The organism is Shewanella sp. 10N.286.51.B7, assembly GCF_002873615.1.
GTDB classification, from domain to species: Bacteria; Pseudomonadota; Gammaproteobacteria; order Enterobacterales; family Shewanellaceae; genus Shewanella; species Shewanella electrodiphila.
Window position 1 is genome coordinate 49745 of the sequence record NZ_MCUF01000061.1, and the last position, 18133, is coordinate 67877.

General features: G+C 41.8%; 14 protein-coding genes. 8 read left to right on the plus strand and 6 right to left on the minus strand.

Annotation, left to right across the window (positions count from 1 at the left end; translation table 11 throughout):
* Window positions 1-85: 85 nt before the first annotated feature.
* Window positions 86-661: an RNA 2',3'-cyclic phosphodiesterase gene (gene thpR, locus BCU84_RS16875; RefSeq protein ID WP_102529241.1), complete on the minus strand. Its 576-nt coding sequence runs from the start codon at window positions 659-661 to the stop codon at window positions 86-88.
* Window positions 662-899: 238 nt separating this feature from the next.
* Between thpR and BCU84_RS16880 the strand changes: the two genes are divergently transcribed.
* The 3 genes from BCU84_RS16880 (at window position 900) to mrcB (ending at window position 8263) form a co-directional block, all read left to right on the plus strand.
* On the plus strand, window positions 900-3164 hold the full coding sequence (locus BCU84_RS16880) for an EAL domain-containing protein (protein ID WP_102529242.1): 2265 nt from the start codon (window positions 900-902) through the stop codon (window positions 3162-3164).
* A gap of 114 nt (window positions 3165-3278) precedes the next feature.
* Window positions 3279-5867, plus strand: a complete 2589-nt coding sequence (hrpB, locus tag BCU84_RS16885; protein ID WP_102529243.1) for an ATP-dependent helicase HrpB — start codon at window positions 3279-3281, stop codon at window positions 5865-5867.
* A gap of 29 nt (window positions 5868-5896) precedes the next feature.
* Window positions 5897-8263 (plus strand): penicillin-binding protein 1B, encoded by a 2367-nt coding sequence (gene mrcB, locus BCU84_RS16890; RefSeq protein WP_102529244.1) that lies wholly within the window; start codon window positions 5897-5899, stop codon window positions 8261-8263.
* Window positions 8264-8447: 184 nt separating this feature from the next.
* On the opposite strand, the gene BCU84_RS16895 is transcribed toward mrcB, so the two are convergent.
* On the minus strand, window positions 8448-10625 hold the full coding sequence (locus tag BCU84_RS16895) for a TonB-dependent receptor (protein WP_102529245.1): 2178 nt from the start codon (window positions 10623-10625) through the stop codon (window positions 8448-8450).
* A 322-nt stretch (window positions 10626-10947) separates the two neighbouring features.
* Here BCU84_RS16895 and BCU84_RS16900 point away from each other — a divergent pair, with 322 nt between their 5' ends.
* Together BCU84_RS16900 and BCU84_RS16905 are read left to right on the plus strand one after the other, a co-directional pair.
* On the plus strand, window positions 10948-11646 hold the full coding sequence (locus BCU84_RS16900) for a DUF3581 domain-containing protein (RefSeq protein WP_102529246.1): 699 nt from the start codon (window positions 10948-10950) through the stop codon (window positions 11644-11646).
* Between the two features lie 284 nt (window positions 11647-11930).
* Window positions 11931-12317, plus strand: coding sequence for an RNA polymerase subunit sigma (locus BCU84_RS16905; protein ID WP_102529247.1), 387 nt, complete (start codon window positions 11931-11933; stop codon window positions 12315-12317).
* A 99-nt stretch (window positions 12318-12416) separates the two neighbouring features.
* Here BCU84_RS16905 and BCU84_RS16910 read toward each other — a convergent pair whose 3' ends face one another.
* Window positions 12417-13073, minus strand: a complete 657-nt coding sequence (locus BCU84_RS16910) for a lysozyme inhibitor LprI family protein (RefSeq protein WP_157936236.1) — start codon at window positions 13071-13073, stop codon at window positions 12417-12419.
* Between the two features lie 95 nt (window positions 13074-13168).
* Window positions 13169-13360 (minus strand): cytoplasmic protein, encoded by a 192-nt coding sequence (locus tag BCU84_RS16915; RefSeq protein ID WP_102529249.1) that lies wholly within the window; start codon window positions 13358-13360, stop codon window positions 13169-13171.
* 193 nt (window positions 13361-13553) lie between these two features.
* Here BCU84_RS16915 and BCU84_RS16920 point away from each other — a divergent pair, with 193 nt between their 5' ends.
* Window positions 13554-13991, plus strand: a complete 438-nt coding sequence (locus BCU84_RS16920) for a MarR family transcriptional regulator (protein WP_102529250.1) — start codon at window positions 13554-13556, stop codon at window positions 13989-13991.
* A 165-nt stretch (window positions 13992-14156) separates the two neighbouring features.
* Window positions 14157-15308, plus strand: coding sequence for a chromate efflux transporter (gene chrA / locus BCU84_RS16925; RefSeq protein ID WP_102529251.1), 1152 nt, complete (start codon window positions 14157-14159; stop codon window positions 15306-15308).
* Window positions 15309-15375: 67 nt separating this feature from the next.
* Here the strand turns inward: chrA and BCU84_RS16930 are convergent, their stop codons facing one another.
* The gene (locus BCU84_RS16930) at window positions 15376-15792 is read right to left on the minus strand and encodes a MarR family transcriptional regulator (protein WP_102529252.1); all 417 of its coding nucleotides are present in this window, start codon (window positions 15790-15792) and stop codon (window positions 15376-15378) included.
* Window positions 15793-15943: 151 nt separating this feature from the next.
* Entirely contained in the window at window positions 15944-17044 is a 1101-nt protein-coding gene (locus tag BCU84_RS16935; protein ID WP_102529253.1) for a cation diffusion facilitator family transporter, read from the minus strand.
* Window positions 17045-17446: 402 nt separating this feature from the next.
* Between BCU84_RS16935 and BCU84_RS16940 the strand changes: the two genes are divergently transcribed.
* Window positions 17447-18001, plus strand: coding sequence for a TMEM165/GDT1 family protein (locus BCU84_RS16940; protein WP_102529254.1), 555 nt, complete (start codon window positions 17447-17449; stop codon window positions 17999-18001).
* The last annotated feature ends 132 nt before the right edge of the window (window positions 18002-18133 follow it).

An 18133-nucleotide genomic window follows, 5' to 3' on the forward strand; every position in this document is an offset into this window, starting at 1 on the left:
GGTTAGTCCACAATCGATTTACATCCCAAAAGCCGCTATATGCGGCTTTTTTGTGTTTAATTTTCCGATTTGCAGTTTACAGTTATCAGTTCAGTGGCCAACTTTTAAGGGCTAAATATTCAACGCCCATTGGTGTTGATTTTGATTCAAATAAAGTCAGCTCAGTGATATCGAAGCTAATAGGCGCTAGTTTTATCATGTTGGAAGCTTTTGTCGTTATCTCATTCATTAACGCTTGAGTTGAAGATGGTATTTTTACATGACGAAATAAACTGACATGAGGCCGATAATCATGTTGGCTTTGATGCAGGTTTAGCTGCTTGGTTAACTGCGTGAGTTGCTCAACAATACTCCTTAATTCAATTGAGGCTACTCCTTCGATACACAGTATTTTTGCCTTCGGCCAATAACTAATATGCTCAAGCCTTTGGCTAAAGCGATGCAATGACATTGAGGATATCTCTGTGTCAATTTTTTCAATGTCTTGAGCACTGGTCAGTCCTAAAAAAGCCGCAGTTATGTGTAAGTTAGTATTACGCACTGGTGTGGCAGATGGATTGATGTGAGATGCTAATCGCTGTTGGATGTTTATTAGCCGTTGCTGGTTATTAATTGATATAGAAAAGCCAATAAAAGTGCGTTTGTTATCATTTTCAGACATTCGTTTGCCTTACTAAGTCGTTATGCATTGAATTATCTCGCGCAGAGATAAACTCTAAGATAATTTATAGGTTACTTAAGTTAAGGATAACCAAGAAAGTTGTCGTTTTTAACCTGACGTTAATAATATGAGCTAAGATTGTAGTTAACGTTATGGAACAACAGTTCACCATCGTAATGCTAAAAGCGATACGACTAAATAGTGAGAGATAAATTGCAATTACATAATGAGTTATTTAATGATTGATAGCGAATTGGAATCGATATGGGTCAGTAAACAATCTTCTGAATTAAGTCGCTTGTTATCGTCAGAGCAAGTGGCTACAGAAGTTGAAGCGTTGCAACAGCAACTTGGCTGCGATGGCGTGATCGTTATTTTGTCCCAAGTATCAGAGCACATTACCAGTGGCTTTGTTTTACAAGCCAATGCATTGAAAGTGTATGAGAACAATCGCCAAAATGCCGAAATTCTTGGTTTATCATTGGCATCATTTCCAATCCTGTGTGAGCAATTATTACTTAATCAACACAGTGGCTTATTTCCTGATAAAGACCTAGAGCCAGAGTCCCGCGAGGTTAAGCAAAGTCATTTTTCAGTACGATTAATTGACGAATTAAATCAATTCATTACATCATCCACGCTGCCTATTCAATTACACATTAACCATACTGTCGTTATTGGCAACAGCCGATTATGTTTGGTGCCGTATCAACATCAACATCAACATCAACATCAACATAAGGGTATTGTTGCTCAAGCAGATGCTAAATTTTATCTCGTGAATGAAAGTGCGCTTACGCTTTGTTCTCAAGTGGAGCTGACTCGTGTCACTGAGTTATTAAATAATAAAGAATTACAATATTTAGAACTATTTCAACAACTCCCCGTCGCATGTGCGTTAATCGATAAAGATAACAATGTCAGTAAACAGAATCAGGTTGCCAACCAGAACTTACCATTACATCTAAACCAAAGTTTATTTTCGGTAATTAACTCAGATGATCATTTGCTGCTGGAAGATTGTTTACACATTGTGCGTGAAGGCGCTTTGCATCAGTCTTGGTGCGAAATTCCATTAATTATCGCTGGAACAAAACATTGGTATAAAATGAGCTTTTGTCGTGCGTTAGATATCGAAAATCATTTACTGATGATGGTTGAGGATATTTCCGAGCGATATCGATTAGCCGATGAACTGTCATTCCAGTCAAACTATGACCCTCTTACTGGTTTACCCAATCGTGTGCAGTTTGAAGCGATGTTAGAAGAAGCTATTGATGCTAAAGATCGCCTGCCTGCGTGTGTTGCTTTTCTTGATTTAGACCAGTTTCAGGTGATCAATGATGTGAGTGGTCATAAAGCGGGTGATGAACTTTTGTGCCAAGTATCCAAACGCCTAAGCTTGCTATTACGCACCGGTGATATTGTCGCAAGGTTAGGGGGTGATGAGTTTGGCATCTTGATGTTCTATGCTGATAAGGAATCGGCCGAATTAGTGGCAAAACGAATTTGCCAGCAACTATCGGAACACGAATTTATTTGGGGGGAAATCACCCATAATGTCAGTATCAGTATGGGCTTGTCAGAACTTGACTCACGCACTTCAGATATATATAGCATAATGAGCCAAGCTGATGCAGCTTGTCGAATTGCCAAAGAAGGCGGCCGAAATCGCTGGCACTTTTATTGTAAAAACGATCCACAAATGCACCAGTTGTACAATCAAATGCTCGCTTCAGTGGATATCATTTCAGCATTGGCTCTGAACCAATTTGAACTATTTTATCAACTTATTGAGCCATTATCGTCCGATGAATCGGGTATTCATATGGAGATTCTGCTGCGTATGGTGCAAGAAGATGGCCGATACGTTTCACCAGGGGTTTTCCTTCCTGCGGCAGAACGTTATAACCTGGCCTCAAAAATCGATCGTTGGGTCATAGATAACTTATTAAAATGGGGCGCTCGCCACATGGAAATTTGGGAACAGCTTTCTATGGTGTCAGTAAATTTATCTGCATTGTCATTATCTGACAGTAAATTTATGAGCTGGTTAGAAATGCGTTTAATGGTCGAGCCTGAATTAGTGTCCAAACTGTGTTTTGAGATCACTGAAACAGCGGCTGTGAGTCAGCTTGAACAAGCGACAGCTTTGATTGACTTACTTAAGCCACTAGGTTGTAAACTGGCGTTAGATGATTTTGGCTCAGGTTTCTCAAGCTTTGCTTACCTTAAATGTCTTGATGTTGATTACGTTAAAATTGACGGTCAATTTGTAGTAAATGTTTGTGATGACCGCAGTGATAAAGCCATTGTGTCGGCCATATGTCAGCTGGGTAAAGACATGGATTTTGAAGTGATTGGTGAGTTTGTTGAAAGCGAGACCATTGGCCGATTATTACGTGAGCTGGGCGTAGATTATGGCCAAGGTTATGCTATTGGCAGGCCTGCACGGTTAATTGAATTATCCTCAGGGGTTCGCAGCCCTTGGTTACTAAATTAACGCAACACAACTCAATTCAACGCAATTCAACGCAATAGTGTCAGTCTATGAGATGGCATCAAGATTCGAATATGCGTAAACTGAATAGCATCATCCGTTGTTAAAGTTATCCTTTTGAGTTCATTACCGATCCAAGCTTTGTTTGCACCGTTGCAGCAAGCATTGACCGACCATAGTCAAATTATCCTTGAAGCGCCTACTGGGGCGGGTAAGTCCACAGCATTGCCGATGGCAATGCTGCAATGGCCGCAAATCAATGGCAAAATTCTGATGCTTGAACCCAGGCGTGTTGCTGCCCGCAGTGTCGCGCAATTTATTGCTAAATCACGGGGCGAAAAGGTTGGTGATAGTGTCGGTTATCGCGTGCGTGGTGAAGCAAAAGTCAGCGCCAACACTCGATTAGAAATTGTTACTGAAGGCATTCTAACTCGAATGATCCAACAAGATCCTGAACTCACAGGAATTGAAGTGATCATCTTTGATGAAATTCATGAACGTCATTTACCCACAGATTTAGGCTTAGCACTGGCGTTAGAAGTGCAAGAATCATTACGAGATGACTTAAAGCTGATTGCCATGTCGGCGACGCTCTCAGGCTTACCGTTACAGAACTTAATGCCTGATGCTGCGATGCTAGTCAGTGAAGGCAGAAGTTTTGATGTTGAAAAAGTCTACCGCCCAGTAGCGGGTCAACAGCAGTGGTTAGATGCGTTAGCGAGTGTCATCATCGATAGTGTCAGCACTGAGTCAAAAACAGTGCCAGTCCAGTATCAGCAAGGTTCAGTATTAGCTTTTTTGCCGGGCAAAGGCGAAATTAATAAACTGCAACGACTTCTTAGTCAAAAGCTTGATAGTCAGCAATTTATCTTGTGTCCATTGTATGGGGACTTAACCCCAGCTGAGCAAGATAAAGCGATAGCGCCGGCACCAGAAGGCAAGCGGAAAATTGTCATTGCGACCAACGTTGCCGAATCAAGTTTGACCATTGATGGCATCACCATTGTGGTCGACAGTGGTTATAAGCGTGAAGCGAGCTTTAATCCCCGCACAGGTGTGAGTCGCTTATCACTTAAACGCATAAGCCAAGCCTCCTCTATTCAGCGTGCAGGACGTGCAGGTCGTCTTGCACCAGGCTGTTGTGTACGTTTATGGGGACAAGAAGAGCAAAGCCGCTTAGCCAAAACAGAAGCCCCAGAAATCAGCATTAGTGAATTAACCTCAATGGCGTTAGATTGCGCTTATTGGGGTGAAAGCAATATTGAAAACTTCCCTTTACTGACGCCGCCGCCAACGATACATCAGCAAGTTGCTTGGCGCTTGTTAGCACAGCTTGCACTTGTTGATGCTCAACATAAGATTACCCAACAAGGCCAAGCCGCTTATGAACTGGGTTGCCATCCACGTTTAGCGCATATGTTATTGCAATCTAAGGCACTTGCTGATGCTCATCAACAAGCGGATTTGGTGTCGTTAGCATGCTTACTCGCTGCCGTATTAGAAGCGAGAGGCTTACCTAAAAAAGGCGTGGATATTAGTCAGTACCTTTCTCTCGCATCCCAAGGGCTAATGGCTAATCAAGTGAGAAAGTGGCAGAGATTATTAGCTGTGTCAGGTGATATAAAACAAATCGCCCGTGATGCAGCAAGTCGTGATATCAGCAGTTTACTGGCGTTAGCCTTTCCTGACCGCATAGCTAAAGCACGGGGTAAACAAGGGTTTCTGCTGAGTAACGGCACAGGCGTTACCATAGATATTGAAGATAATATGTCCAATCATGACTGGTTAGTGGTGGCAGATTTTCAAGAATCACAAGGGCGCAATGCCGGTCGAGTCTATTTAGCCGCAGCCATTAACTCTGACCATTTACATCATGATTTAGCGAGTTTGATTTCGGAACATAAAATCTGTGAATGGGATGAAGTGAAAGGGCGATTTTATGCTGAACGACAACAAAAAATAGGCGACATTATTGTTAGCCGCACATTAGAGAGTAATGTTGACTCTTCTTTAATTGTGCAAGCGTTAGTGAGCCATATTCAACGAAAAGGGTTAAGCATCCTTAACCTTGATGAGCGCTTTTATCAGTTACAATATCGTTTAAAATTAGCACAGCAGTTTGCCCCTGATCATGATTGGCCTGTTATCGATACAGAGCATTTACTTGCCAGCTTGTCGCAGTGGTTAGCGCCGTATTTAACTGAGGTTAATTCGATTGCTAAACTGCAAAAAGTGGATATATTAGGTCACGTAAAGAACCTATTAACTTGGTCGCAGCAACAAACATTAAATGAGCTGTTACCAACACATTGGAAAATGGCAACAGGGACATCAGCGCCGATCACTTATCAAGTTGATGACATTGCCAGTGATAATGCAGATATTGATCAAATAGCGAATCGCCAGAACGGAAAAAGTCTCGGTATTCAAGCTCGAGCGTTATTAAGTGTGCGACTGCAAGAGGCTTTAGGTTTATCACAAAGCCCGCAATTACTTCATGGTAAGCTGGTGGTCACGATGGAACTATTGTCTCCTGCGCAGCGACCTATTGCTGTGACTGCGGATTTAGCCAGCTTTTGGCAAGGGCCTTATGTTGATGTTAAAAAAGAAATGCGTGGTCGATATCCGCGCCATTTATGGCCAGACGATCCGGCCAACACTACGGCCACTAAATTCACTAAAAAGAAAACACCAGGCTTACAGTAATAGCCAAGGACGAACAGACTTACCCAAATATGACTGATAATAAGAAAAAACCTGCAGTAAAAAAAGCAGCGCCTAAAAAGACCACAGCAAAAAAAGCACCCGCTAAAAAGTCAGGTGTAAAACGTGTTAATGTGAAAAAGAAACCTCGCTCTAAATGGAAGGTATTTTGGTCATTCTTCTGGAAAATAGCCTTGATTGGTTTAGTGATTGTGAGCTCCTATGGCATTTACTTAGACCAAATCATTGCGCGTAAGTTTGAAGGGCAAAAGTGGCATTTACCTGCACAGGTTTTCAGTCGCTCAATGGCCATTTATCCCGGCGCTGCGATTAATCATCCACAATTAATGTCTGAACTTAAGTTACTGGGATATCGCAAAGTTGCTAATCCGAGACAAGTGGGCGAGTTTTCAGCGTCGAGCACAAAAATCGAGTTATGGCGTCGACCATTTTTGCATCCAGAAGGCGATCAAGTTGCACAGCGAGTGATGATTTCATTCGATAGCCAAGGTGTCTCAGCTGTTCAGCGCATGTCTGATAAACGCCAGATGGCAGTGTTCCATTTAGAGCCAGTATTATTAGATAGAATATTAGCTTCTGGGGGCGAAGATCGTTTATTTGTGCCAACAGAAGCAATGCCCCAAGCCATTGTTGATGCATTAATACTGGTAGAAGATCGCAGTTTTTATGAGCATCACGGAGTCAACCCTTTTGCGATCGCGCGAGCAGCGATCGTTAACATCACCGCAGGGCGCACAGTTCAAGGCGGCTCGACATTAACTCAGCAGTTAGCTAAAAACTTCTTTTTGACCAGTGAGCGATCGATTGTTCGTAAAATACGTGAAGCCTTAATGGCGATCATTATTGATTTTCGCTACAGCAAAGATGAAATTCTTGAGGCGTATTTAAATGAAGTTTATATGGGGCAAGATAAGTCTCGCGGCGTGCATGGTATGGGCTTGGCTTCGCAATTCTATTTTGGTCGTCCAATTGCCGAGTTGACAGTATCGCAGCAAGCATTTTTAATCGCTGCGATTAAAGGGCCATCTTATTACAACCCTTGGCGATCGCCAGAACGTGCCCAAAACCGTCGCGATTTAGTGCTGCGCTTGTTAATGGAAGACGACAAACTCACCGTTGAACAGTATAAGGCAGCGGTTGAATCGCCCATTGGTTTACGTGACTTTAATAAGTCAGTGCATCAGAAGTTACCTGCTTTCTTTGCGGTAGTGAAAAATGAACTGCGCCGTCGTTATGGTGACAGTTTATTACAGCAATCTGGGGTAAAGGTATACACCACACTTGATCCTATGGCGCAAGACGCGGCTGAAAAAGCAGTTGTTTCGACCATGAAGACGTTAGATGAACGTGCCAAAAATGTGCAGGTCGGCATGGTCGTCACCGACAAATATACTGACGGTATCGCGGCAATGGTCGGTGATAGAGTGCCAAGTTTTGATGGCTTTAACCGTGCGGTAGAAATTCGACGCCCGATTGGCTCTCTGGTTAAACCGTTTGTTTACGCTACGGCGCTTCAGCAAGGCAGTAAATACAACTTGGCATCACCTGTGGCTGATAAACCGATTACTTTGCAAAATGGCCAGGGTAAAACTTGGTCACCGCAAAATGTGGATAGAGTCTTTAGAGACGAAGTACCATTATTGACCGCCTTTAAAAACTCAATGAATGTACCAACGGTCAATGTGGGTATTGAAGTCGGTGTGGATAATGTGGCTAAAACTATGGCAGATGCGGGTTGGAGTGAGGCTATACCGCGTTATCCGTCAATGTTATTAGGTGCGATTAATGGCTCGCCGTATATGGTGGCACAAGCATTTCAAACGATTGCAAATAATGGCCGATACCGTCCTTTGACCTCGATTACGGCGGTATTAGATAGCAACAATCAACCTTTGAAAGTGAGCCGAGAAAGTGCCACACAAGGAATGGAGCCAGCAACCGATTACCTGGTGCAATATGCTATGAATCAAGTGGTAAAAGATGGTACGGCAAAACGTTTAGGACGCGCTTTCCCAAATGTTGATTTAGCGGGTAAAACGGGTACCAGTAACGATAGCCGTGACTCATGGTTTGCAGGCTTTGATGAAAGAAACGTTGCCGCGATTTGGGTTGGTCAAGACGATAACTCTAAGACAGGCTTATATGGTTCCAGCGGCGCTATGGCGGTTTACCAAGCCTTCTTGAGCAATCGTCCGCCTTTAGGGTTAAGAATGACTCCTGCCAATGGTATTACCCAAGGTTATTTCGATAGAACTACCGGTGTAGCAAAGCAATCTGATTGTGACAATGTCGTTGCCATGCCAGCCCGCATTGACAGCTATCAGCCAATTGATAATTGCGGTGAAGAACGTTCTTGGTGGCAAAAAATCATTAACTAGGCTAACTAAAGAGTCTTTGTTATAAGTTCATCGCTCAAATTAATGTATAAAAGGGTTCACTATCACTGGTGAACCCTTTTTGATCGTAAGCGTGTTGTTTTTAATACGCCTGTATTATCAAAATTGTTAGCCACAAAAAAAGCCAGCGATTAAGCTGGCTTTGGCTGATTAACTCATAAGTTTGTTAGAACTTGTAGTTATAACCTACAGTCGCAGTCTGTGGCTTACCTGAGAAGATAGAGCCATGAATACGGGTTGTCATATAGGTTTCATCAAATAAGTTATCCACGGTTAAGTAGACTTCTGATGCATCATTAATAAAGTAGCGTGCAGATAAATCTACAATGGTTTTGTCAGCAATTAACTGCTCTGATGGAATTGTTCCTTGACCAGCTACTGTGCGCATATCTGACGTGTAACGGCCGGCAATCGTTACTTGCCATGATTCTGCTTGTACACCTGCAGAGACAAATAGTTGGTTTTCAGGAAGGTAAGGAAGTTCGTCACCTTTTTCTACATCGCCCCATGATTCAAAATCTGAGCTAAAGCTGTTTTGGAACTCTGCACTGGTGTAGGTGTATGCCATTTTAACAGGGAATGATATTTCGCCCGTTTGATTAAACTCATAACCTAAGCTCAGTTCTAAGCCTGTGACTTCAACTTCACCTGCATTGTACTGATTGCCAATGTTGTCATCATCACAACCTTGCGCAGCGGTACAGTTACCGTGCATGTTGCTGTAGTCACTGTAAAACACAATTGCTTCTGAACTTAATGCGCCAGTGTTGTAACGAAGACCAGCTTCGTAGTTCCAGCTTTCTTCCTCTTCACCATCATCATTACCAGGCGCTGAAGGTGCGAAACCTTTCTGTACACCAGCAAGCACAATTAAATCTTCAGTGATCTGATAAGTTGCTGCTACTGATGGTAGTAAAACATCAAAGCTGTTACTGATATCTTTATCTGGCGCACCTTCACGGCCTGGATTTGTTTTACCCCAATCACGACGTTGAGTCGTCACATCTTCATAACGAAGGCCCGCAGTAATGGCTAAATCACCTAAAGTAATTTGGTCTTGAACATAAAGTGCAAACGCTTCAGCACTATCGATACGGTTTGAGTCAGTACCTGGCGTGCCGCTGTCAGTTAGTGACATCACTTGGTTATTATTGAGCTCGTAAGTATCAACCCACTGGAAACGATCCATTTCATCTTCGTGATAACGAGCGCCAAATGACAATTCATGATCACCTAGCAACCAATTTAATTCAGTTTGAATGCCTTGAGATAAGTACTCACGGTTGTTTGCCTTAACTTGAACATCAATAGGTGATGAAGAAGCCGGAGCTCGGTCAAAATCTGCAGCAGCTTCTATTCCGCCGCTATTTAAGCTTTGACCATCAACCTTTGAGGTTTTATACCAGTTACGAGCAAAGTTATTGTAATAAGCAGTTGTTGCTAATGTCACAGTGTCACTGAAATCAATAATATGGTTCAACTGGATCTGTTTATGATCAGTCGTCATTTCATCTTTTTGCGATGCAGAGTAACGAGTAAAAGGACTGCTGTTATAGTCTTCTTCGGTTAAGCCCATATAAGTTTCATTTGAGACTTCATCTGAGTACTTTAATTTTAGCTCAACACGTTGTTGATACTTTGCATCTTCGCTACTGTCGATGCTAATTTTTGCTAATGCATCATTCTTGGTAAAACCGGTATCACCGCCGACACCATTAATATCGCGGAAACCATCTGCTTGATAACGATAAACTTCGGCAACTGCGCCAACTCGCTCACCTTGTCCGCCAGCATGAGCATGTAATTTAGCAAAGCCATCTTGCCCTGCAGCAACATCGATTCCACCCGCTAATTCTTCTTGAGGGATTTGGCGAGAAATCATATTAATAATACCGCCAGTAGTACGAGGACCATATTTAAGCGTAGAGCCACCTTTCATAACTTCTACTGTCTGCATTCTTCCTGATGTCGGGAAGTAATAAGCAGCAGGTGAAGCGTAAGGAGCTGGAGCCGCTAAAACACCATCTTCCATCACAGTAATCTTCTCAGAACGATTTTGACCAGTACCACGCATCCCAATGTTAGGACGCAAGCCGTAGCCGTCTTCCTCTTGAATGTACACACCAGGTACAGATGCTAACGTACGCATAATATCTGTGTACTTAAAATTCTCTATTTCAACGTCGTTGATAACATGGGCACTACCAGGCACATTGTTAACAGGATTTGAACTACCAAAAATGGAGATTTGCTCCATTGTGGCGTTTTCAGCAGCGGATGCTGAAAAAGTAGTTAATAGAGCACTAGCTAGAATGCTGATACGAAGGCTGTTGCGCTGGGTCATACGGTTCTCCAAAGACGACTTGTAAGTAAAATGCAAATAGCAATTGTTTCTATTTGTATCTTAATTGTCGTGAAGTTTACTTAAATGAACATTAAAATCAACATTTACTTAACTGTGATTAACGATTGCGCTGCTTTTGAGCTTTGGATTAAGATGGATGCGATCAAGGTCACATTATGTTTTCGGTCAATCATTAACTTTAATGTTGTTAAATGAGTCATCGGCTGAGTGTTTTGGGATTTTTCTAGTACACTCGGTGCAAATAAAAAAAGCCCAGCTCGACGAGAGAGGGATTTCTTTCACGATTTAAGAATGGATGTATATGTTTTTGTCACCTTATTATGCCAAGCAAGATCAGAGCGTGTTTATTTCAGCCCAACAAGCGAGTGACTTTGCAAAACACGTCGCTGAAGACTTTAACCCTATTCATAATGTCGGTGCCAAACGTTTTTGTGTCCCTGGTGATTTGTTATTTGCCTTAGTGTTAACTGAGTTTGGTTTAAGCCAAAACATGCAGTTTAAATTTGCCGGTATGGTTGGCGATGGCATCGAGCTTGAGCTAGATAAAGATGCAGGCGAGAAGTTCAGTATCTGTGATACCAAAGGTAAAGAGTATTTACACATAGAACGCCAAGGCGAAGTTTGTCAGTGTGATGTGCAAACTGCGGCTTTTATTAAAAGTTATGTGGCTTTTTCTGGGCTTAATTTTATTCATGTATTAGTGCCTATGATGAAAGAATACGGCATGATGATTAATCCAACGCGACCATTAGTGATATACGAAAGCATGTCGTTTCATTTAGACACGTTTGAGTTCACTGAAATGAGCTTAGAGTTAGTAGAGCAGCACATGGAGATTAACGGTAAGCGTGGTGATGTGACATTGCAATTTGCATTAAAAAGCGAAGGCAAAGTGATCGGCAGTGGAGTGAAAACCTTAGTGTTAAGCGGACTACGTGAGTATAACGAAGAACAAGCTCAACAGATGTGCCACACTTATGAAAGTAGTAAGCTAAATTAATAAGCTCATCAGCGTTATTGATGATAAAAAGCAGCTAATAACGCTGCTTTTTTTATGCTTAAAGTCTGATTTTTGTGTTTGAAATATAGCTTTATGTAATATATTTGTGAGCTATATTTGTGAGATTAAGTGGAGTAAACCTTGTGTCATTTACCATTATTCCATTCGTAAAAGGTGATATTCCTTTTTTACGCTAAAATTAAGGTAGGCTATACAATATCAATGACATTGCGAATGATAACAATTGCAATGTGACGACATTAATTTCCGCTTGAGGCATTCAAATGAAAAAATTATTACTGGTTTCACTGACTTTTTTTGCTTTCTCTGCAAGCGCAAATATCATTTATGATAAAACAGGCGTAGACGATAAAGACTTTGTGTATGACGAGCATCAATGCACTGAAATGTCACAGCAAGTGCAAAAAAATAGCAACTCTCGTGGCGTGGTAAGCAGTGCTGCTAAAGGTGCAGCTGTAGGCGCTGCAGGTACTGCGATTGCAGGTGGCAGTGGTTCTGACGGTGCTAAAATCGGCGCAGGTGTTGGTGTTGTTTCTGGCTTACTGGGTGGCTCACGTGATAGACGCGCAAACGAAGCAAATTATCAGGCAGAAAAAGAAACCGTAGTACGTAATTGTATGGCTAATCGTGGTTACACTATTTTAAATTAACCACTTATCGCAACAGCGTTTCTGTAGAATAACAATGAAAACCATGTCATATGACATGGTTTTTTGTTTTATGGTTTTTGGTTTTATCTCGGGGTGATATTAATGTGATTTGCAGTTGAGATCGGCTTGCGCATATTGGCTGAAAGTCGCTTCACTTTGATGAGTCCAAAAGCTAAAGTTTTGCCCTTGATACTTTGCCCCTGATGCCGTGCGGGTTAACAAGGCTAAATTCGTCGCGTTAATATAATCGGATGTAGGCGAAACCGTGAGCATTGCTGCGGGAATTGCTGTGTCATTATAAAAATATGCCGTTACTTTGGTTAACGTATCATTTGCTTCAAGGCCGCATTCATATTGAATGGGTTCAGGTACTTCAAATTCACCTGCAGCAATTTGTAATTCAGTTAATCGTGTTTCATAAGACGATTGCACGCATTGCTTAATTTGTTCCGCTTTCCAGCAATCATCGCGACCTTTAATCCAACCTCGCTGAAAAGCCTTCACATGGGCTATTTCTTCGCTGCTAATTTGATTGATCACTTTTTGATATGTTGCATTGATTTGCATATCTAGCTTGGCAAGTTGATTGTCCTGACAAATTAACACTTCAACTTGGCTTTTGGCCTTTTGACAATCAAAAGCGGGGGAGACGGCGTCAGATGCATTAACTGAGCACGATAAAAATAAAATTGAAAAAGCGAGAGTTGAAAGTCGTGAAGTCTGAATACGCATAATTGTTTGCATTGGTGTCAACATTGTTATCAACATCCTGTTCTAAATAACTCATAGAACAAATCATAGCGTATTCAGTGTTTATTAGTACTGTTTTAAAGCGGGAGTATTAATTCAACTTACGCTTTGGTGTTGATGATGTGTCCAGCATTGCCAACAGGTTGAGGCTCAGGTTGTGCAGCTTCAATTAACTGCATTGCCATTTGTCCTTCCACTTTTTGTTGGTTTTTAGCCATCACAGCCACTTTTAAACTACTGCCAGAATCAATATTAGTTGGCATTGATGATGGTGCATTGATAGATAAAGACATGGGTATTCACTCATAAGTTGCGGCTATACAATACGACATGTAGATAGCAGTATTTTGTTATCGGCTGAAACTGGAAAAACTATAGACTATTTTTTGATAATTCGACAATCTGGATATTAACTTGTGCGCAATTAAATATGTTAAGATAGCGCCATAGGTTTGTATCACTCATTTTATCGAGAAAGGAGTCACCATGAGTCAGAAAATGGATCCCTTGGCGTTAGAGAATCAAGTTTGTTTTGCTATGTACAGTGCAACGAATGCGCTCATTCGAGCTTACCGTCCCTTGCTTGATCAATTATCTCTGACTTACCCACAATATTTAGTGATGATGGTGTTGTGGAAAGAGTCGGGCATTAGCGTGAAAACATTAGGTGAAAAACTGCATTTAGATTCAGGAACCTTAACGCCGTTATTAAAACGATTAGAAACTAAAGCATTGGTTATTCGTGATCGTAATAAACACGATGAGCGTGTTCGCGTACTGCATCTCACAGAAGCGGGCAAAGCCTTACACCAACAAGCGAAAAGCATTCCTGAATTAATGCGTTGTAAAGTGGGTGGTGATGCAGAGCAATTGCGTCAATTAAAACAGCTTTGTGAAAACGCGCTAATGAATCTTAAAGATTAAATTGATTATCTCTATGTCATAAAAGTTAAATTAAACTGTCATATAATTAGCGTGAAAGCATCTTTAGTCTCAATCGCACTGACTTTATCTAGCTCACCCTTATAAAGTCTGTCGCCGTTGTACTGATGCAAAACAGTATTTAAGCGATATGGAAGTAGTTTAATTATGTGGCAGATTTTTACTCGATTCTTAGCATTAGGTTTTATTAGCTTTGGCGGCCCAGCTGCACATATTGGCTATTTTAGACAGACCTTTGTCAATGAGCTGAACTGGCTTGATGATAAACGTTATGGCAGTTTAGTGGCGTTAAGCCAATTTATGCCAGGACCTGGTTCCAGTCAGGTTGGTTTTGCTATCGGATACCACCGTGGTGGTCTTGCGGGGGCGGTTGCTGCATTTGTTGGCTTTACCTTACCTTCTTTTGTTTTACTCTTCCTGCTTGCTGTAACGAGTGCTCACTGGCTAGAAACCCAAGTTGTTTCTGGTGTGATACATGGTCTTAAATTATTAGCTGTCGTTGTCGTTGCAGATGCCACCCTCGGCATGTTTGGTCAGTTCTGTCAGCGTAAAACAGCGCGAGTGCTCATGGTTGGCACAGCTGTAAGCATTATGCTGTTCCCGTCATTACTAACCCAAACTGTGGTGTTACTGATAGCAGCGATTATCGGTGTGATGGTACTGACTAAAGGCGCGAATATTACCCCAGATAACACGCCGATTAAATTGAACTATGCATGGCTTTCAATATTTATTGTTGGTCTACTGGCGAGCTTTTACTTTATTAACCAAACGGGCACTTTAGGTCAGGTTTTTGCGCAGTTTTATCAAGTGGGCAGTTTAGTTTTTGGTGGCGGTCATGTTGTGCTGCCATTACTTGAAGCCAATGTGGGTGAAATGGTCAGCTCAGATCGCTTTCTAACGGGTTATGCGCTGGCGCAAGCGGTACCTGGCCCAATGTTCACTTTAGCCACTTTTTTAGGGGCTGACTTATGGTTAGAACAGCCGGTACTCGGCGCACTGGTTGCTACAATTGCGATATTTGTACCAGGTTTCTTATTAATGCTGGTGGGCTTAAAAAGCTGGCATGCCATTAGTGAAAGGCCAGCAATTTCAGGCGCCATTTCTGGGGTAAATGCTGCCGTTGTCGGCTTATTGTTTGCCGCGCTGTATAGTCCTGTTTTTACTTCCGCAGTGGTAGAACCGCTTGATATGGCATTGGTGTTAACGGGTTTTGCGGTGCTTAAAACATGTAAACCAAACATTGTGTTGTTGGTGTTAGGTTTTGCTGCGACTGGCGCCTTGGTGAGCTTTTTATAATGCTTATTTGAATCCCGCCAAATCTTTTATCTCTGGGGCTATAGTCGATTTTTCTATTGCTATAGCCTTAAAATTCTTGATTCATTTTCTCTAAGCATGCCAGTAATACAGTTGCTTGTTCAGGGGCAACATGACGAGTTAAGTCGTTCATTAAGTCAAGGTGCAACTGGTTGTGCTGTCGATGAATTTTATCACCAGCATCTGTGAGTTTGATGACCGTTGAGCGGCCATCCTCAGGGTGAGCGCAGCGTTCAACCAGATTAAGACTGACCAACTTATCCACTTGAACCGTTAAAGTGCCTGTTGTAATACCAAGCTTTTGGGCAAGCTCTTTCATTCTTAAGGCGCCGTGAATACCAAGCACTTCAATCGTATGAGTTTGTGCCAACGAGTAACCCGTTTCCTTTACAACGGATTGCTCCCAAGAAGACATTTTGTCATAAAATTCAGTAATGGTTTGATTCAGCTTTTCAATATCGTTCATGTGATAACTCATAAATACATTCAATCTATTCGCTCAATTGGCAGGCTTAATCAGCTTAGTTAATCGGCTTAGTTAATCGGCTTAGTTAATCGACTTAGTTAATCGACTTAGTTAAATAGCCATTTAATTAGTCATTGGATTAGTCACTGGATTAAGCCATCTGATCAGTCATTTGATCAGTCATTTGATCAGGTGATGGATGAACTTCAAGTGTCAGATGATTGATTTTATCAAATTGACTCAGCAAGGTCTTATATTCATCGATTGAAATATCATTTTTTGTCGACACTAAGGTAATTGCTGCTGAATAATGATGACCACTGATTTTCCAAATATGGAGATCTTTTACTTCAGCATAAGGTGCTAAGGCTGTTTTAATTGACTGGCGATATTCCTCATTAATATTCTCATCCAATAAAATAGGGCTGGTTTGCTTCATCAAGCCTATGGTCCATTTAGTGATCACAAGTGCGCCGACTATTCCCATAACAGCATCTAACCAATGCCAGCCATAAAACTTACCGAACACCAATGCAACAATCGCTAATACCGACGTGAGCGCATCAGCCATTACGTGCATGTAGGCTGCGCGTAAATTATGGTCATGATGTTTTTCGCCATTTTCATGAGAGTGTCCATGAGAATGTTCATGGGAATGCTCATCTGTTTTGCTATGGTCATGTGAGTGGCTATTGTGATGATTTTTTTCATGGCAGTGTTCGTGCGAGAGCTTATCAGCCTGTTCATGTGAATGCTCATGAGAGTGCCCGTGTGAGTGTCCGTGTGAGTGCCCGTCGTGATCATGATGGTGGTGGTCACCCAATAAAAATATACTGGCGACATTCACGGCCAAGCCGATAAAGGCCACAATGATGGCCTCATTAAATTGAATCGTATGAGGATTAAATAGTCGACTTACCGATTCAACTATCATCAGTAATGCCACAACACCAAGGACAATAGCACTGGTATAGCCGCCCAACACGCTGACTTTACCTGGCCCAAAAGAAAACTTATCACTGTGAGCATGCTTGCGTGCATAACGATAAGCAAACAAGGTAATACAAAACGCTGCGGCATGGGTGCCCATGTGCCAACCATCAGCTAGTAGTGCCATCGAACCAAAAACCGTACCAGCAATAATCTCAACCACCATGGCTGTGACTGTGAGTATTAATACGTAAAGGGTTCTTTTTTCCCCTGAACTTTTCTGGGCATTAAAATCGTGATGATGCTCGACTGCAAAATTCAAAATGACACCTTAGTTTGATTATCAAAGTATTTTGTTAACTTACCTTGGCTATCAAACTAAATCAATGTCGCAAGGCCATTTTTGAGCGAGAGTGACATAGTGACGTTACATCACAATTATCTTATTTACCGTAATTACGACTCTTGCAAAAGATACTGACAATCTTTACACTGCCGCTGTCTTTGGGGAGTAACTTGCCGCTCACATTATTGAGTCGGTTTGTTCGTCAACATAATTGATGCAAAATCATCATGGCGTTCAAGATTTTATTCCTAGCTCAATGATGGTTAATTGTCGTTGACTGAAAAATTTAGTGAGACCATAGACAATGATCACAACCCGAGGTGGGGAGTGAGCGTTGTCTTAGGTTAAACATAATCCCCACCTCTATAAGAGACCTTTTTGAGCGTTTTAGCCATATCCATAACGACCGTTGCTCTAGCAGAAATAGGAGATAAAACTCAGCTTTTATCGCTACTGCTTGCGAGTCGATACCGAAAACCAATCCCTATTATTGCTGCTATTTTTTTAGCGACCATAGCCAATCATGCATTAGCGGCTTACCTTGGTGTTGTGATCGCAGACTACTTAACCCCACAAGTATTAACTTGGGTGGTTAGCATCAGTTTTCTTGCTATGGCCGCTTGGGTGCTTATTCCTGACAAGCTCGATGATGACGAAAAAATTTCCAATCGTGGCCCCTTTGTCGCCAGCTTTATTGCATTCTTTATTGCTGAAATCGGTGATAAAACCCAAATTGCGACATCGATTTTAGGGGCGCAATATGCCGATGCATTATTGATGGTGATATTAGGGACGACGATCGGCATGCTGATTGCCAATGTTCCTGTGGTGCTCATCGGTAAGTTGTCGGCTGACAAGTTACCTTTGACAGCGATAAGAAGAGTGACAGCGGGATTATTTTTATTGCTAGCGGTTGGAACAATACTTGTCTAGCACAGCTTGTTTAGTACAGCTTGTTCACTAATAGCTGTTCACTGGTGTTCGTTTAGTACAGCTTGTTTAGTTCTGATTGTTTACTAATAGTTGTTCACTAATGCTTGCTTAGTTGTATAGGTATACCAAGGT